The sequence below is a fragment of the Streptomyces sp. NPDC042002 genome, from assembly GCF_055588305.1.
Window position 1 is genome coordinate 1 of sequence record NZ_JBVJCT010000044.1, and the last position, 15980, is coordinate 15980.

The 15980-nt window shown below is 69.0% G+C and carries 14 protein-coding genes and 3 pseudogenes; 9 read left to right on the forward strand and 8 right to left on the reverse strand.

Annotated elements, in window-relative coordinates; all coding sequences use genetic code 11:
• Positions 1-164 precede the first annotated feature (164 nt).
• Both ACZ6KY_RS36725 and ACZ6KY_RS36730 read right to left on the reverse strand, forming a co-directional pair.
• Entirely contained in the window at positions 165-1706 is a 1542-nt protein-coding gene (locus ACZ6KY_RS36725; protein WP_469314601.1) for a hypothetical protein, read from the reverse strand.
• Positions 1707-2009: 303 nt separating this feature from the next.
• Positions 2010-2363 (reverse strand): fic family toxin-antitoxin system, toxin component, encoded by a 354-nt coding sequence (locus ACZ6KY_RS36730; protein WP_469314652.1) that lies wholly within the window; start codon positions 2361-2363, stop codon positions 2010-2012.
• Positions 2364-2426: 63 nt separating this feature from the next.
• Here ACZ6KY_RS36730 and ACZ6KY_RS36735 point away from each other — a divergent pair, with 63 nt between their 5' ends.
• Complete coding sequence (locus ACZ6KY_RS36735) at positions 2427-3602, forward strand: UDP-N-acetylglucosamine--N-acetylmuramyl-(pentapeptide) pyrophosphoryl-undecaprenol N-acetylglucosamine transferase (protein WP_469314602.1); 1176 nt, start codon at positions 2427-2429, stop codon at positions 3600-3602.
• Between the two features lie 9 nt (positions 3603-3611).
• Here the strand turns inward: ACZ6KY_RS36735 and ACZ6KY_RS36740 are convergent, their stop codons facing one another.
• Genes ACZ6KY_RS36740 through ACZ6KY_RS36750 form a run of 3 tightly spaced genes read right to left on the reverse strand, consistent with a single transcriptional unit; the run spans position 3612 to position 5946 of the window.
• Positions 3612-4043 (reverse strand): arsenate reductase/protein-tyrosine-phosphatase family protein, encoded by a 432-nt coding sequence (locus tag ACZ6KY_RS36740; RefSeq protein ID WP_469314603.1) that lies wholly within the window; start codon positions 4041-4043, stop codon positions 3612-3614.
• Entirely contained in the window at positions 4043-5179 is a 1137-nt protein-coding gene (locus tag ACZ6KY_RS36745) for a DegT/DnrJ/EryC1/StrS family aminotransferase (RefSeq protein ID WP_469314604.1), read from the reverse strand. The genes ACZ6KY_RS36740 and ACZ6KY_RS36745 overlap by 1 nt, the downstream gene beginning before the upstream one ends.
• Positions 5176-5946, reverse strand: a complete 771-nt coding sequence (locus ACZ6KY_RS36750; RefSeq protein WP_469314605.1) for an ATP-grasp domain-containing protein — start codon at positions 5944-5946, stop codon at positions 5176-5178. The genes ACZ6KY_RS36745 and ACZ6KY_RS36750 overlap by 4 nt, the downstream gene beginning before the upstream one ends.
• Positions 5947-6190: 244 nt before the next feature.
• On the opposite strand from ACZ6KY_RS36750, the gene ACZ6KY_RS36755 reads away from it, so the two are divergent.
• The 6 genes and pseudogenes from ACZ6KY_RS36755 to ACZ6KY_RS36780 form a co-directional block, all read left to right on the forward strand.
• Positions 6191-7288: a barstar family protein gene (locus ACZ6KY_RS36755; protein ID WP_469314606.1), complete on the forward strand. Its 1098-nt coding sequence runs from the start codon at positions 6191-6193 to the stop codon at positions 7286-7288.
• A 312-nt stretch (positions 7289-7600) separates the two neighbouring features.
• On the forward strand, positions 7601-7975 hold the full coding sequence (locus ACZ6KY_RS36760; RefSeq protein ID WP_469314607.1) for a hypothetical protein: 375 nt from the start codon (positions 7601-7603) through the stop codon (positions 7973-7975).
• A 226-nt stretch (positions 7976-8201) separates the two neighbouring features.
• Positions 8202-9068, forward strand: coding sequence for a hypothetical protein (locus ACZ6KY_RS36765; protein ID WP_469314608.1), 867 nt, complete (start codon positions 8202-8204; stop codon positions 9066-9068).
• 97 nt (positions 9069-9165) lie between these two features.
• Positions 9166-10116 carry an RNA-binding protein gene (locus tag ACZ6KY_RS36770; protein WP_469314609.1) on the forward strand — a complete coding sequence of 317 codons (951 nt, stop codon included), beginning with the start codon at positions 9166-9168 and terminating at the stop codon, positions 10114-10116.
• Positions 10117-10254: 138 nt separating this feature from the next.
• Positions 10255-10617, forward strand: coding sequence for an STAS domain-containing protein (locus tag ACZ6KY_RS36775; protein WP_469314610.1), 363 nt, complete (start codon positions 10255-10257; stop codon positions 10615-10617).
• 27 nt (positions 10618-10644) lie between these two features.
• Positions 10645-10812, forward strand: a pseudogene (locus tag ACZ6KY_RS36780) (Tn3 family transposase); the annotation flags it as partial.
• Between the two features lie 275 nt (positions 10813-11087).
• On the opposite strand, the gene ACZ6KY_RS36785 reads toward ACZ6KY_RS36780, so the two are convergent.
• A complete protein-coding gene (locus tag ACZ6KY_RS36785) occupies positions 11088-11381 on the reverse strand; it encodes a DUF1330 domain-containing protein (protein WP_469314611.1) in 294 nt (97 codons plus the stop codon).
• A gap of 188 nt (positions 11382-11569) precedes the next feature.
• Between ACZ6KY_RS36785 and ACZ6KY_RS36790 the strand changes: the two genes are divergently transcribed.
• Positions 11570-12472 carry a LysR family transcriptional regulator gene (locus tag ACZ6KY_RS36790; protein WP_469314612.1) on the forward strand — a complete coding sequence of 301 codons (903 nt, stop codon included), beginning with the start codon at positions 11570-11572 and terminating at the stop codon, positions 12470-12472.
• A gap of 199 nt (positions 12473-12671) precedes the next feature.
• Here ACZ6KY_RS36790 and ACZ6KY_RS36795 read toward each other — a convergent pair whose 3' ends face one another.
• Positions 12672-14315: a dolichyl-phosphate-mannose--protein mannosyltransferase gene (locus tag ACZ6KY_RS36795; protein WP_469314653.1), complete on the reverse strand. Its 1644-nt coding sequence runs from the start codon at positions 14313-14315 to the stop codon at positions 12672-12674.
• A 381-nt stretch (positions 14316-14696) separates the two neighbouring features.
• Positions 14697-15041, reverse strand: a pseudogene (locus ACZ6KY_RS36800) (transposase); the annotation flags it as partial.
• 165 nt (positions 15042-15206) lie between these two features.
• Between ACZ6KY_RS36800 and ACZ6KY_RS36805 the strand changes: the two are divergent.
• A pseudogene (locus ACZ6KY_RS36805) lies at positions 15207-15943 on the forward strand (transposase family protein).
• The last annotated feature ends 37 nt before the right edge of the window (positions 15944-15980 follow it).

Genomic DNA, 15980 nt, shown 5'->3' on the forward strand with positions numbered 1-15980 from the left:
CTCGCCCACACACGCACATCAGCAAGGTCCCCACCCATAACCACATCAACGACGACCCTGGCCAGCAGTCACGGTAGACACCGTTGCAGTACTAGGGCTTTCGGCCGGTGCGGCGAGAGAGCGTGCCGGGCGTCGCGACGGGGCGAACCCTGGCTGACGCGACACTAGCGTCGGCCGACCGGTCGGATGTGGCTCTCGGCGAGGTTGCGCAGTTCGGCGCGCGTGAGTGCGGGGTCGGCAGCGGTCTCGACGGCACGGCCCCTCGGGAGGTAGCGGACGCCGTCGATCTCGCAGATCAGCGGGCCCACGCCAGTGTCGTGCACCAGAGCATCGCCGACCGGAGCAGGGCCGCCGACGGTACGGCGCTCACTTCCGCGGGATCGTGAGATTCGCTGGAGGAGTACCGGTGCCGCCACGTCTCCGCCGTCCGGGCGGAACAGGACCAGTACCAGCTCTCCGGGGTTCGGGCGCAGCCGGATGTAGCGCATGGGCTGCCATGTGCCGTCCCCGGCCGCGGAACGGGCGGCACGCAGTACCGGGCCGCAGAGGGCGGACCGGTCCACGATGAACCAGCCGAGCCGGGCGAGGGAGACGATGGCGACCGTTCCGAACACGAGGAAGCGTCGGTACCCCAGGTGGAAGGGGTCGTCGAGGATGGCGGCGCACGAGCCCAGCAGGAAGTACCAGGCGCCGGTGCCGAGGACGGTGGTCAGCACCCAGATGCGCGGCGAGAGGGACGTACGGCCGAAGCCGCGGCGCGGCGAGGTCACCCGGGGCCCCGGAGCGTGGCGATCGCCGTGACGGGCCGCGGCGGCGAGGCCCGCGTAGTTCAGGTCGTCCTCGAGGGTGGGCCACCTGTCCTCGCTCTCCTCGTCCTCCTTGTCGCTCGCGGCCGCCTGTGAGGTGATGGCGGGACTGGCTTGGCGCGCCCTCCGGACGCGTCGGCCGCAGGCCAACGGGCTGATGACCAGTGCACCGCCAAGGCCGAGCAGACCGGCGCCGCCTCCGAGGACGGCGACCACGATCAAGGAGGTCCGCGTATCCATGGCCTCACCCAGGAAGGGCCAGGGCAGCGCGATGATCGGGACGTGATCGCCGGGACGGACGTCTGCCGTGTCGCAGTCCACAGTCGTATGGTGCGAACCGCCGTCCCAGCTGACGATGCAGCCGTCCTCGGCCCGGTTCAGACGGACGACCTCGGCGGAGGTGTGTTTCCCGAGCAGGGCGAAGTCCGCTGCGGCCAAGCCCACGAACAGCGACGCCACGAGCGCCAGCACCGCCCATAGCGGCGCGGTCGGCAACAGCGGCCGGCGGGCGGGTGCGAGGGTCGGATGGGCCTCTTCGCTCAGCCAGGCACCGATCGTCCGCGCGTCGTGTGTGCCCAGGCCCAGCCGCAACACCTGGCCGTCGGGTGTCCGGTAGCGCAGGCCGACCTTCTCGAAGGCGCCCTGGCCCGTGGTGGTGACCGTCGCGTCCAGGGCCTCGCCGCCGCGCGGTAGGGCAGTGGAACTGCCGGAGCGGTCGAGGAAGACGGGTCCGTCGAGGCGCGGGTCGGCCAGCAGCCAGCCCTTGCGGCCGTTGAGTCGGCAGCGGAAGTGAACGGCCCGGCCCGTTGCCAGGCCGTGCCGCCTCCTTGCCGCCGCCCATCGAGCCAGCCCGGCCATGGCCAAGGGGGCCACCACGAGGGCCACAATGCTGCCGATCATCGATTCCGTCGTCTCTTCACTGTGTCTGACTTGATGTGAGTGAACGAAGAGTACGAGCGCTGAGAGGATCTGGCCCACGGGGGTGACCCTGTGCCTGCGTCTGTACTGGTAGACGGGCCGAGCCGTGCGTGCGCGGGGCACCGCGCCGAATACGGCATCGGACACGGCGGAGAACACCTCGGGCAGGCAGCCCGGTTCCAGCCCTTTGCCAACGCCCAGATCGTGCCCGAATTCCCCCGCGTCGCGGCGGCATGCCGCCGCGCATCGACTCTCAGCCCACGGCTGCAGGACGGCTCCCTGCGTTCAGGGTTTCCAGGTACGAAGAACGGACGCGATCCGGGCGGCGGTGCAGCGCGGGTTGTTCAGCTCGTGGGCGAGTGCGGTGAGTTGTTCGCGTGTGGGGTTCACGGGAATATTGCTGGCCTCGAGGTACATGACGGCGCAGGCGACGGTGAGGTTGGAGCGCTCCAGCCAGCGGCAGCGACCCAGGTTGTGCACCAGGGCAGCGGCGCGGCTGTAGGCACCGTCGTAGACGGGTGAGTCGAGGAGTTCGCCCCGGTGGCGGGCCACGGCGGCGATGGGCACGCCGTAGTCGTCGGGGCCCGGTCTTCGGACCGCCTGCTGGGACTGTCCTCGCGACCACCGCCGTAGCCGCAGGCGTGCGGTCTGTCGTCCGGCGTCCTTCAGCGTGAGTGGCTGGGCAGCCAGTAGGGTGCGGGGGTGAATACTGCCTCCGTGCTCCCGCGTTCGTTCCGGCTGCTCGTGACCGGCGGAGGCACTGGTGGTCACACCTACCCGGCCCTGACGGCGATCCGTACCCTGCAAGGCCGCCTCGCAGATGCGGGCAGCACGCTGGATGTCCTGTGGATCGGGACGGCGGACGGTCTCGAAGCGCGCGTCGCCCCGGCGGAGGGTATCGCGTTCAAGACGGTGGCCACGGGGAAGATCCGCCGCTCGTCGAATCCGCTCAAGATGCTGTCCGCCGCGAACGTGAAGGACATGGCGCGGGTGCCGCTCGGCGTGGCTCAGGCCCGGTCGATCGTGTCGGGCTTCCAGCCGGACGTGGTCCTGGCGACGGGCGGGTACGTCGCGGTCCCGGCCGGGCTGGCCGCGCGGCTGTGCCACGTTCCGCTGGTCTTGCACGAGCAGACGGTCCGGCTGGGGCTGGCCAACCGGAAGCTCGCGAGTTCGGCGACGCGGATCGCGGTGTCCTCGGAGTCCTCGCTGCCGCTGCTGCCCGCCGAGGTGCGTGAGCGTGCGGTCGTCACCGGAAACCCGGTACGACCGGAAGTACTGGGCGGCCACGCGGACAAGGCGGTCGAGGCGCTGGCCCTGTATGGGTTCGACCGGCATCTACCGACGGTCTACGTCACCGGCGGGGCGCAGGGCGCCCAGCAGATCAACGCTGTGGTCCGAGACGTTCTGCCCTGGCTGCTGAGTCACGCGAATGTGATCCACCAGTGCGGCCCGGCGAACGTGGACGAACTCCGGTTGGCCGCCGCCGGGCTGGACCCGATCCTCGTCGGCCGGTACCACCTGACCGGGTTCCTCGGGCCGGAGCTTCCGGACGTGCTGGCCCTGGCCGACGTCGTGGTGTCGCGGAGCGGGGCTGGGACCCTGGCGGAGCTGACCGCGCTCGGCAAGCCCGCGGTGTTCATCCCGCTCGCCACCTCAGCCGGGAACGAGCAAGCCCACAACGCCCGTCACCTGGCCGACGCGGGGGCGGCACTGGCGCTGCTCGCCGATGTCACCGGCCCCGCTCTTCAGAGCGCGGTCGGCCCGCTCCTGACCGACCCCGCCCTGCGGGCGTCGATGGCGGAGCGGGCCCGGACACACGGTCGGCCGGATGCGGCGGACAGGCTCGTGGACGTGGTGCTGTCCGCCGCATCCCGCTGATCAGCCGCGTTATGTGCGGCGGTGTCCGAGGTGCAGGGCTGTGCCCGCCTCGATCAGCACGGCGCAGTCGTTGAACATGTTCTCGTCCTGGCTCACCGGGTCGGGGACGTCGCGGCCGGGGAGGTAGAGGCGGAACTTGTGGGCGTTGCGCCCGTCGTCGATCGCGCGGAGCGTATCGAGGACGGCGGCGTCCATCGCCAGGACGTCGTCCGCCCAGTCCAGGTCTTCCAGGGTGATCTGCTGTCCGCGGTGGTGGGTGAGGTCGAGTCCGATCCGCCGGGCTGCCTTGACCATGGACGGGTTGGCGGGCTGGTCCTGCCATTTGCCGATCAGCCCGGCGGAACGGACCGTCACCGCCGCCCCGCCCCTGCGGGTGAGCACGACCTGGGCGAACGGGCTTCGGCAGTAGTTCCCCAGGCATACCGTCAGGAACTTGCGCATCACGCTCCTCCGGCGGACTTGAGGGCCTGTTCGAGCGAGGTCACCACGAGGTCGATGTCCGTGTCGGTGAGGTGCTGGTGGAACGGCAGGCTGAGGATCTCCTCGCCGACCTGCTCGGTGGCCGGCAGGGAGCGGTGCCAGGCGGCGAACGCGGGCTGGGTGTGGTTGGGCGGGGCCTGGACACCGACCCCGATGTCCAGGCCCCGGAGGTTGGCGAACACCTCGTCGCGGTGAGGGACGCGGACCTGGCACAGGTGCGGCACAGCGTGGTCCACGTCGACGTCGACGAGCGTCACGCTGGCCAGCGAGGCAAGGGCGCCCCGGTAGGTGCGCCGCAGGTGACGGCGGGTGTCCTCGGCGGCCTGGAAGCCGTCCAACTGGACCAGGCCGATGGCGGCGTTGAGGGCGGAGAGCTGGTAGCGCAGGCCGAAACTGTCCACGCGGTAGCTGGTTGTGTTCGCCCGCTCGCCCTGGGACTGGACCACGCCCAGGAGCCGGATCCGCCGAATCGTGTCGGTTTCCGCGGGCGTGCGGGGGATGACCATGCCGCCCTGGCCGCAGGTGAGATTCTTGATCGGCCCGAACGAGAAGCAGGTCAGTGCCCCGCTCCCCCCGACACGGCGTGTGCCGCGCCGGGAGCCGAACGCGTGCGCCGCGTCCTCGACGACGACGACGACGCCTCGGTCGTCGAGCTCCTCCTGGACGGCGGAGAGATCGACGGGCCTGCCGCCGAACAGGACCGGCATGACCCCAGCCGTCTCATCGGTGACGGCGTCCATGACGAGCTGGTCGCTGATGCACAGCGTGGCGGGGTCGATGTCGACGAAGCGCGGGGTGGCGCCAACGGCAAGGACGGCCTGCACGGTCGCGCAGAACGTCATGGACGGCACGATCACCTCGTGGCCGGGGCCGATCCCGGCCGCGAGCAGGGCGGCGTGGAGGGCTGCGGTACCGGAGGCGACGGCCACGGCCTCGGGAACACCCAGGAAGTCGGCGATCCGCCGCTCGAACTCCTCCGTGACCTCCGTGTGTCCGTACTGCCCGCCCTCCAAGACCCGGGCGATGGCTTCGGCCTCCCGCCCGTACAGGTACGGGCCGGCGTTGCGCCGGGCATCGGGCCTCGCTGACACGGTCATCGTGCTTCTCCCTTCGGTGTGGCCGTGCGCTCAAGCTCGGCGACGTCGCCGACGGCCAGGGTCTCGGTGTAGTTGGTCAGGAACACGCCGGTCCGGTAGGTGAGGCGGGTGTGGTCGACCGGCAGGTCGAACAGGCCGTTGACCATCTGGCCGACGAGGTCCGCTCCGGCCGCCTCGGTCAGGGGGAAGCCGCCGGCGATCCGCAGGTTCAGCTCGGTGATGGTGATCGTGCCGTCGCCGGAGACGAATCCCTGCACGCAGCAGAGGCCGCGGGCGCCGACGGCGCCCAGCGTCTGTTCCACGAGGTCGCGCACGTTCGGGTCGTCGAACGTGGTGGACACCGCGGCGAGGCCCACCTTGACCAGATCGCGGCGGCGCAGAATGACCGAGGCGCATCCGGTGCGGTCCACCAGGCAGTCGGCTGTGAACTCGGAGCCGTAGATCCGCTCCTGCACGATGGGTTCCGGGACGAGCTCGCACAGCACGCGCGCGTGCTCCCGGCGGCGGACGAAGTGGACGTTCTGCGCGCCGTGGCCGCGCCGTGGCTTGACGACCAGCTCGGTGCCGTCCGGAACCTGGCCGATCTCGCGCGGCTGCCAGGTGCGCGGGGTCGCGATGCCGTGCTCGGTCAGCACCTCGTGGAAGAGGGCCTTGTCGGTACAGGCGCGCACCGACAACGCGTCCGGGAGCCACAGGCGCACGCCGCCGGCGTCCAGTTGGGGCACCATCTGCGTCAAGGGCTCCAGGTCCGGCTCGATGTCGGCCACCACGGCCTCCACTGCCAGACCCGCCTCTCACAGTGCTTCGAGGGCTGCAGGTGCACCTCCAAGATCAAAACATCGAACATAAATCGAACATCGCGAGGTGAGCGTGGACTGCCCTTGACGTTCGAGCCCGGGTGACTTTTCGAGATAGATGACATCGAGTCGTTCCGACTGACACCGACACATGCGCCGTCAGTCAGGAACGGCCCCTGCGGCCCTGGCCTCGTCGTCCGAACGCGGTCGCGGCATGATTTCCGCTGTGCATGAAGACGAGAAGGAGCGCGGGATCGCGCCCTACACGCTGACCGAGACGGAGCACGGCCATGTCTGGGGCGTCTGCGCCGGGGTGGAGGGGCTGTTCGGAGAATCCCAGCGCGGGACGTACGAGCTGTTCGGCTGGGTTCCGGAGGGATCTGGCGTGCCCGCTTGGGCCGGTAGCAGGGTGTGGCTGGTGCCGGAGGACGAGGCATTCGATGCCTGGCTGCTGGAGGACGCGGAGAGTTTAGGGCAGCCCCCCGGGACGGACAGTCTGGTGCTCACCGGCCTGGACGACTACGAAGGTCCGCCCGAGGGGTACAGGGGTCGCGTCCGCGTACACGACGGGCATCGCTGGCTGGGCTCCTGCCGGGAATTCACCCGCATCCTGTCGCCCGACCAGATGCCTGCACCAATTGTCCTGCGAGGGCTCGCGCAGAGTGATCAGCTCAGGGCGGCATTCACGAAGGGCACCCGGCGGGCGCTGGACCTGGAGGAGGCCGCGCTGGAAATACGGGACGGCCGAGGCGAGCTGCTCACCGATCGGCTGCTGTGGGCCACAGTCAGCGCCTGGCGCCCATCCTCCTGCGGAGCGGACCTGATTGACCTTGAGCTCGACGGAGGCCGCTTCACGCCGGTCCCCGAATATGCTCGGCCGATCTGGGAGCGGTGGCTCGCTGGACCACCGGCCGCCGTGAACACCTGGGCCGGCCTCGACACCCGCCGCCGCGGGGCCTGGCATGACCTTGTGCGCGAGTGGGCCTGCCGACGATCCCACCGTGACCGGCCAGCCGGCCACGCCTACGAACTCGACGGCCGGTACATCACCGACGAACCAGCTCTCTATCTGGCGCTCGGCGAGGCGGTCAACGGGCCCGGCGGCTACTTCGGCGGTTGCCTCGCCGCCCTCGACGATTGCCTGCGCGGCACCTTCGGCTACACCGCCCCCGCCGCCTTGCTCTGGCGAGACGCCGCGACCGCGCGCGAGCACCTGTCCCACGCCCTCACACCGGACGGCCAGCCCTACGACCTGTTCACCGCAGTCCTTGAAACCCTGGCCGAGGGTGGCATGGACGTCACCTTGGCATGAGCCGCTGTCCGCTCGGCGCCTTCGACCCTACCCGTCCCCCTCCTCCCTCTGGCGCTTGTTCCGGGCAAGCTGCAGCCTCGCAGGCTCCGTGGTGCCCACCTGGGCTCAGATGGCGGCTCAGTTGGCACGGAGCTCATCTCCGGCTGCCTGGATCTACGGATCAGGCGTAGTCGCGCGTTATGCCGAAGCGAAATGCGCATGCAACGACTGTGGGGCACGGGGCAGGATCGCGGGCATGTCAACCGATGTCAGCGGAGTGATCGAGTGTCGGCCGGGGGGCCGGCTGTGGGGACTGGAGGACGAGGACTCGGTGTGGGAAGCCGGCTCGACCTCTTCCTGCTCAACAGGGGCAACGCCTACGACGGCTTGGCCTGTCTCTTCGGCATTCGCAACTCCTTTGGCTTCCGGCCCCTGGCCGAAGGCCGCGGCTTCCCACATGACGCCTCGGATGGGCTGCGCAGGGACTTCTTGGCCTACGGCGGCCCGGACGACGTGCACGGAACCACCTGGCTGACCTGGGCTGAGCTCGAGGCCACCGACTGGCAGGAGACAGACGCCTCCGGCACACGAAGCCGCGCCCCAGCCACGGGGACCGACACCGACTGGGGTCGGGTCTGGCGCGTGATGTCTGTCCTCAGCGAGGTCCACGGCCCGGACAACGTACGCCTCGTCGTCTGGTTCCGCTGACACCCGACTGAGCGCTCCAGTTGGCGAACGGTGCCAACTGGAGCGCTCAGGTACACCCGAAATGGCTTGTCCCTAGGTCGGATGTCGACCAGGATCACCTCATGACGACCAGAAAGGGCCATGCCCTCTAGGCGCCCCGCTCCGCTCTCCACCGCTCGCGCTCCGCCGATCGCCGCACCGCAGTGCCCGATGGCCGTGACCGACCGCCCGCTCAGGAGAGCCCCCCGTGCAGAAGACCGTCCTCGTTCCTTACGCCCACCTGCCCCAAGCACACCACGACCGCCACGTCCTGACCAGTACCGTCGACGTTTTCGGCGTCGCCCACTGGCTGCTTGTCGAACGCGCTCCGCAGCCCGGCGGCGATGTCCTGCCCTTTGACGCGCTGGTCGTTTCCGTCGACCCGGGCGGCAACGTCGAACTCACCGAGCTGAGCGCCGTGCGGGCCCGCTGGCCGCACCTGGACCGCCTGCCCGACGGCGGGTTTGTCGTCGCCGCGTCTCGCGTCCGCCGATACGAGGACGCGAACCAGGTCCAGGTCTTCGACGCGCTCGGCCGTGAGACCTCGTCCTTCTCCGTCGGGGACGCCATCGAGTACCTGCTCGTGGACGAGGCCAGCCGTATCTGGGTAGGGCACTTCGACGAGAACCCGGTGGGAATCCGCTGCTGGAGCGCCACGGGCCGACTCGCTTGGACGTCAGACGACACCTGCATCCCCGGTCTCTTCGACTGCTACGCCCTGAACGTGTCGGGCACCACCGCCTGGGCGTGTCCATACACGGACTTCCCTCTCGTCGAGATACACCCCGACCGCACCGATCAGCCCGTGAGGGTGTGGGCGAACCGCGTACAGGGCGCCAAAGCGGTGGCCGTCCACGGTGAGCGGGTCGCCTTCTACGGCGGCTACGGCGAGGAGCGGGACCGACTTGCCCACGGAGAGATCATCGAAACATCCGTCGAGTCAACGGACGTCGGGCTGCTCACCCTGCCCGATAGCTCTGCCCCCGGCCGTCGGCGGGTTGTCGGCCGAGGAAGCAGGATCTACGTCCAGGCCGAGCCGTTCACAACCTGGGGCGTGTTCGACCTCAGCAGTTGATACCCAGCACTGGAAAGCACATTTCTACCCGATCGTCGGCCATCCGTTCACACCGGGGAATCGCGCTGGCACCCCGCTTGACCCCGCAGGGAGCAACGTGCCGCCGTCCTTCGTCTACCGGATCACCAAGTACGACCCCGCCGACCGTGACGAACACGATCACTACACCGGTGCCGAGGAAGCGGTCAGTGACTACGGGCCGGTCGAAGCCGCGTACCTCGCGGCGATCGCCGCCTTCGCGGAGGCCTCGGGCATCGATCGGCTGGAGATCCGCGAGCCCGCAGTCACCGGGTTCGTCCACTTCGGCGTGGAGCCGTCGGATGGGAGACATGGCCTCGACGGGCTCTTCCCGCCCGACCTCTCCGGCTACCACGACGGGGCCGAGGTCTCCCTTCCGGTCGCTCTGGAGCTGGTCCGGGTCATGCTCCGCGACCAAGGTGCCTGGTGCCGTCTGGAGGCAGGGGACGTGTTCACCGTGCATATCGGGTGGGACCAGTACGTGTATGTGGGCAGCAACCGGCTCTGCGCGGACGCCGTGGCCCGTGCACGGGAACTCGGTCTCTTCCCGGAACCGATGGCGACCTCCCCCTACGCGGCGGAGCTGGAGGAGCCGGACGTGATGGAGGCGGCCGACGAGGGGTTCTGGGCGCGCGTGCGCACCGTGCTGGCCTCACGGAAGGCAGTGCTCCTGGAGGAGGGCTACGTCCGCAACGCTGCACGCTTCCACCGCCTCACGCTGGAGAACCTTGACGCGGTGCGTACCGGTCTCAGCCCCCGCGCGCTGCTGACCGTCTGGCCTGACCTGAACGCCGATGTCGGCGCGGTCCTTGCCATGCTGCCAGAGGAGGGATCCGCGGAGTTCGTCTGGGAGGCACAGGACGGGACGATCAGACACGCGGTCGTCGACGACACCGCGTACCAAGAGCTCGCCACCCTGGTGGCCGGCGCCCGGGCGGCCTGCGCCCTGCCCATGTACCTCGACGAACGCCACCCGCTTCTTTGCGCCGCCCTGCCCGACAGCGACGGCGTGCTGCGCGCCCGGTGGTGACCCCGTTCACGCCGGGTTGCCACAGACCGGCAGCTCGACTGACCCGGCGTCTGTGTCCCGAACCCTGCTGCGGCAGTTTCCTCTTCGGCCGTTCGTCCGTTTACGGAATGTCGGACTAGGAGTTGCCCGTGTCCGAGCGTGCCCGCCGTCTGGAGCTGTTGCCGCGCAGTATCCGCTCAGGGGCAGTTGGGTGATCGCCGCTCAGGCGACCTCGACATGACCACGGTGCCCGCACTGCGCCGGACAGCGGAGGCCGCCGCGGCGCATCCGGTCCTCGTCCTGGACGCCTCGGCGGTGACGTTCGCGGACTCCACGGCCCTGAACCTGCTGCTGACCCTCCACCAGATCACCACGCTGCGCATCGCCGCCCCGCCCGACCAGCTGCTGCGACTGCTTCAGATCACGGCCGCCGACCAGGTCCTCAGTGTGTATACGAGCGTGGCCGGCGCCTGTGACAACGCTGGTGTGTTGCCTCCGGCGTCGAACCGGGCTGTTTCATAGGCATCCCGGTAGAGAGCATCCCGCCTTGGCCGCCCAACTCCGCTCGGACAGGCGTTCGCCGAGTACGGCCGTATCGCCAAGACCCCGCACCTGCTCGCGGTGGTCGACCCCGTCGACGACACCTACCGCCGCCAGATGAACCGGCAGCTGACCGTGCAGGAGTCCCGGCACAAGCTCGCCCGCGACATTTGTCATCGAAGCCTTGTGTTCGCTGGACCGATCTGTCGTGTGAGAAGCGGTTCGCGGTTCGCTTCGGGCGAGGGTGAGTTTCGTCGACGAGGTCAGCGAGACAGTCCAGCCGGCCCGGACGTCGCGTCGCTTCTTCGATCCGCCCGACAGGGATCAGGCCGTCGAGGACGTCGACGACGAACTGGGACGCGGGGCATGGCTTCGAACTCGTCTCGTGAGTCGTCGTTCAGCACCGTGTGCGTATCAGGTGACGGATGCTCAGCGCTGGCTGGGCCCGCCGGTCAGTCGATGCCTTCGATGATGCGGAAGTCGCGCTCGACGCCGTCGGGGAGGGCCACCAGCGCCTTCTGGTATGCCTCGCTCTCGTATGCCGCGACGGCCTGTTCAAAGCTGTCGAACTCGATCAGAACGACGCGCTGCGTGATTCCGGCCTCGTGGGCGACGACTCGACCGCCACGGGACAGGAGGCGCCCGCCCCCAGCCCGGACGGCCGGACCGGCCAGCTTGTCGTAGGCAGTCAGCCTCTCAGGGGCGGAAATGGCGGGGTAGACGCTGACCCAGTAGCCCTTAGCCATGGAAACCTCCTGTGTTCGGCCGGACACGTCCGACTTCGAATTGACACTCAGATCGATCGATCCCGGCGACGGGTACTGCGGTCAGTTGAATCGTCATATGCGCAGGTTAGGGCTTGATGTGCGGTCGGGGGAAAGACCGGTACGGGATAGACTCAGAACGGATCGTTATCAATCGGCAGGGAGGGCACGTGGCGCCGGATACGGTGAGCCTGCGGTACTTCCTGGTGCTGGCGCAGGAGTTGAACTTCACCCGCGCGGCCTCACGGATCGGTATCGCACAGCCCGCACTCAGCGCCCGGATGCGCCGATTGGAGGCGGAACTCGGTACGGCCCTGCTGGTCCGCAACACGCGTAACGTCGTATTGACCACGGCCGGTGCGGCTTTGGCGGAGTCCGCGCCGCCCGCGCTGGCGGCGCTGGACCGGGCATGGGACACCGCCCGGAGCGCGGCGGCCGGTGAACTGGGCACGCTGCGCATCGGATACAGCCTCAGCACCGGGGCCGAGACGGCACCGGCCCTGGTGGACAGGCTGATTCGCGGCAACAGCGGACTCGAGGTCGGCGCGGTCCCGATGGCGACACCGGAGATCTCCCCCGCGGTCGCCGACGGCCGCATCGATGCCGGGATCACCCGCGGTGAACAGCCGGGCCGTGGCGTGCGCCGGTTCCTGCTGCGGCGTGCGCGCATCGGGGTCCAGCTGGCGCAGCACCATCCGCTGGCCGAACACCCGGAGATCGAGATCGCCGACGCGGCCGCGTATCCGCTGCGACTCCCGGACCGTGCGGCCAACCCCGTGATCCACGATCAGCTGTCCGCACTGTTCCGAGACACCCGACCACACCCCCGATTCCACACGCCCGCAGTCGCTTTCGACATGTCTCAGCGCGACCTGCGTGACGGGGTCACCCTCGCCCCGGCCGGAGAAGCCGCGGTCACGGCACAACTGGCCGGTCTCACCTGGCGACCGCTGCGGGGCGCGCCCAGCCTGACGATCCACCTGGTCCTCCCATGCGAGCAGTCGCCGCTACACCGCCGCATCCGTGCCGTCGCCAAAACCCTGGCGCACGAGCTGCACTGGCTGCCGGACTGACGCGCATGAGGTCAAGCGAGACGGACGCCTGCGGTGGCGAGGCCGAAGACCTCGCGCCCGGCGGACTTCGCGGTGACGACGACGGCGGTCTTGCTGAATGTCCGACACGACCTCGCTACGCCGGCGGATCAGCATCCGATGATGGCCCCGGGTCCGGTCCGAGTCCTCGACGTCCAGGCTTTCGATCATGTGGCCAGGCTCAGATCCAGGTGTCGAGCCACATTCTGGCGAGCCAGTCGACATGCGGGATCGTCTGTCCGGTGTAGATCGGGAAGAAATAGATGAAGTTCCAGGCGATGAGCAGGACAAGGACGCTTGCGGCCACCGCACCTCGTATGCGGCGCTTGTCGGTCGCTCCCGCCGGACCCAGCAGTGCTCCCAGCATCATCGTTACGGCCAGGCTCAGGTACGGCACGAAGACGACCGCGTAGAAGGAGAAGATCGTGCGGTCCTGGTACAGGAACCAGGGCAGATAACCGGCGCCCACCGCACAGAGGATGGCGCCGGAGCGCCAGTCGCGGCGCAGCGCCCATCGGTAGAGCAGGTACACGAGTGCGCAGCATGCCGACCACCACAGGAGCGGTGTTCCCAGGGCGAGGATCGCCTGTGTGCAGCCAGCCGTCGCGTGGCAGCCGTCCTGCCCGGGTGCCGGCGACTGGTAGTGGAACAGCACAGGGCGGCCGACGACCAGCCAACTCCAAGGGTTCGACTCGTACTTGTGGGGAGTACTCAGCCCCACATTGAACTGGTAGACGCCGTGCTCGTAGTGCCACAGGCTGCGCAGCGGGGCCGGAATCCACGACCATGTGCCGCCGCGGGCGTCCGCCCAGTGGCGTCCGTAGCCGTTGTCGGACAGGAACCAGCCGGTCCATGTCGCCAGATACGTCAGGACAGCGACCGGGGCGAGGGACAGCGCCGACCAGCCGAGGTCCTTGCGCAGCACTGCGCGGTAGGGGTGGCGCGCCCCCGCTACGCGGCGAGAGCCGACGTCCCACAGCAGGGTGAGGATCACGAAGAAGGCGAGGAAGTACAGGCCGTTCCATTTGGTTGCGGCCGCCAGTCCCAGGCAGAGGCCGGCAGCGAGCCGCCAGGGACGCGCTCCCGTCCCGGCATGGTCGCCCGTGTGTCCGTCCGGGCGCACCCGGCCGTCCTCGTCGACCGGTAGAGCTGCCGCGAGCCGGGCTCGCGCGCTGTCGCGGTCGATGAGCAGGCAGCCGAACGCCGCCAGGACGAAGAACATGACGACGAGGTCGAGCAGAGCGGTGCGGCTCATCACGTAGTGCAGACCGTCCACCGCCATCAGTGCTCCGGCCAGGCAACCCAGCAGGGTCGAACGGAACAGGCGGCGTCCTATTCGGCACAGCATCAGCACCGACAGCGTGCCGAGGAGCGCCGTCATGAAGCGCCAGCCGAAGGGGGTGAGGCCGAACATCCACTCGCCGAGGGCGATGACCCATTTGCCCGTCGGCGGGTGGGCGACGAAGGACCCGGTGTCGGAGAGCGGGATCACCTGGGGATCGGCCAGGATCTGCGGGTCGGAGATCTGGCCCTTCGGCCAGGTGCCCTCGTAGCCGAGCCGCAGCAAGGACCATGCGTCCTTGGCGTAGTACGTCTCGTCGAACACGACCGCCCGCGGGCTGCCCAGACGCCAAAAGCGCGGCAGCCCGGCAAGGAGCGCCACCAGCAGCGGCCCGCCCCATTGCGACCAGCGCGCCAGCCGGCCCGCCGCTACTGGGGACAGCCCGAGCGTGCGCCAAAGCCGTGACCCGGGTTCGGGAAACGGCACGACCAGGCGGTCGCGCACGAACGTAGGCGGGCGCTCGACGTGCCCGAAGTGCCGCATCCGCCGCTCCCAGGAGACCGGCTGGCGATTCGCCCCCTTCCGTGGCTCGTCGACAAACGCGGGCGGGTTCTCATGGATCACGTGGTGAGCCTTCTACTTGTGGAAAGCAGGACGAGCGGAGCAGCTGCCCGGGGGCCGGTGGTGGTCATGCCGGCTCACGTCAGCCCTCTCTGATCGGGACTGCTTGGACCGGGACAAGGCGCAGCCTGGAGGGGGTTGAGGTCGGCACCGGCTCAGGCGTTGGGAAGCGGTACGGCATCGGCACCCACTTGGCAGCGGAGGCGGAGCGGGCAGTAGACGGCATCGCGACCGACCTGGCAGAGGTGACGGGGCGAGGCCGAGGACCACTACTGGCCCTTGGTGTCAGATGTGCGGTGATGTCTAGGTTCGGCCGGTTTCGGTGAGGCAGTCATTGATGAGGTCGGGATGTCGTTGGACGTGTGCCAGTCCGCGACGGAAGGTGCGCTCAAGGTGTTCGGGATCGGTGAACGCGGTGTTGGCTATGGGCCTCGCCGCAGCAGCGACCAAACATCCTCGACAGGGTTCAGATCGGGTACGTAGGACGGGAGTCGGAAGATGGTGAGCCAGTCGTGGTCCGCCCCGCCCTGACACAGTCCGGCCGTCCTGTGGATGTTCAGATTGTCCCAGACGATCACCACGGGTACCGAGCTGAAGATGCGCACGGACCAGAAGGGCATCGTAATCCGTCCACGAAAAGCTCTTCCGGGCTCCCTGAAAGGGCAGTTGGAGCAGCTTTTTCTAGCGAAGAAGCACTGAGCCTTTTCCAAGCTGGCGGTGTTGACCGCGAGTTGGACAGTCCTGCGCAGCGACGAAGCTCCTGGCGGGCACGGGTTCTCGACCAAGATCACCCGTGTCCGCCAGGAGCCTCGCGTGCTTGTCCACCCGTCCTCGGTTGATCTGCCCAGCCGCACCCTGCGGTTCCTGACCGGACAACTGACAGCCGGGCGGCAGGAGATCGGAACACGGTGGCGGCGCCTTTCCGCCGCACGTCAGGCCCTGCTCGCCCCGGCCCATCCACGGTGCGGTGACACCTACGCCCAACTCGCCGCCGGATTCGGCATCGGGATCACGACCGTTCACCGCTGCATACGTGAAGCCGTCGACACCCTGTCCGCCCCTGCCCCGCCCCTGGCCGAGGCGATGAGGACGATCCGGGCGAAGGCGTCCGTCATCCTCGACGGCACCCTGCCGCCGATCGACTGGGGGCACCTCCCGGCCGAAGGCTGGGGGACATCGCCGCCGGCACCCCGTACTGCTCCGGGAAACACAAACGCCACGGCATGAACGTCCAGGTCCTCACGGATCCGTTCGGACAGCTGCTCCGGGCCTCGCCGGCTCTGCCCGGTTCGACGCACGACCTGACCGCCACGCGACAGCACGGGATCATCGAAGCCCTCGCCGACGCGGGGCTCAAATACTGCGCGGACAAGGCGTACCAAGGATGGAAGCGCCGCCACAACACCACCCACACCAAGATCCGCTGCCCTGGCGAGCCGGCCATGGCCACCCTCAAGGGCTGGCGCCTCCCACGGAAACTCCGCTGCAGCACCAACCGAATCACCGACGTCGTGAAGGCTGCCCTCGCCCTTCACCACGCGTCAGCGTGAGGTTGGAAAACGCTCATTGATCGCACCGGTCTGCCGG

Excerpts from the sequence above, each read along its gene's own strand:
- ACZ6KY_RS36725 (WP_469314601.1), bottom strand. The coding sequence starts at position 1,706 with ATGATCGGCAGCATTGTGGCCCTCGTGGTGGCCCCCTTGGCCATGGCC.
- ACZ6KY_RS36740 (WP_469314603.1), bottom strand. The coding sequence starts at position 4,043 with ATGCGCAAGTTCCTGACGGTATGCCTGGGGAACTACTGCCGAAGCCCG.
- ACZ6KY_RS36745 (WP_469314604.1), bottom strand. The coding sequence starts at position 5,179 with ATGACCGTGTCAGCGAGGCCCGATGCCCGGCGCAACGCCGGCCCGTAC.
- ACZ6KY_RS36755 (WP_469314606.1), top strand. The coding sequence starts at position 6,191 with ATGATTTCCGCTGTGCATGAAGACGAGAAGGAGCGCGGGATCGCGCCC.
- ACZ6KY_RS36785 (WP_469314611.1), bottom strand. The coding sequence starts at position 11,381 with ATGGCTAAGGGCTACTGGGTCAGCGTCTACCCCGCCATTTCCGCCCCT.
- ACZ6KY_RS36795 (WP_469314653.1), bottom strand. The coding sequence starts at position 14,315 with ATGCGGCACTTCGGGCACGTCGAGCGCCCGCCTACGTTCGTGCGCGAC.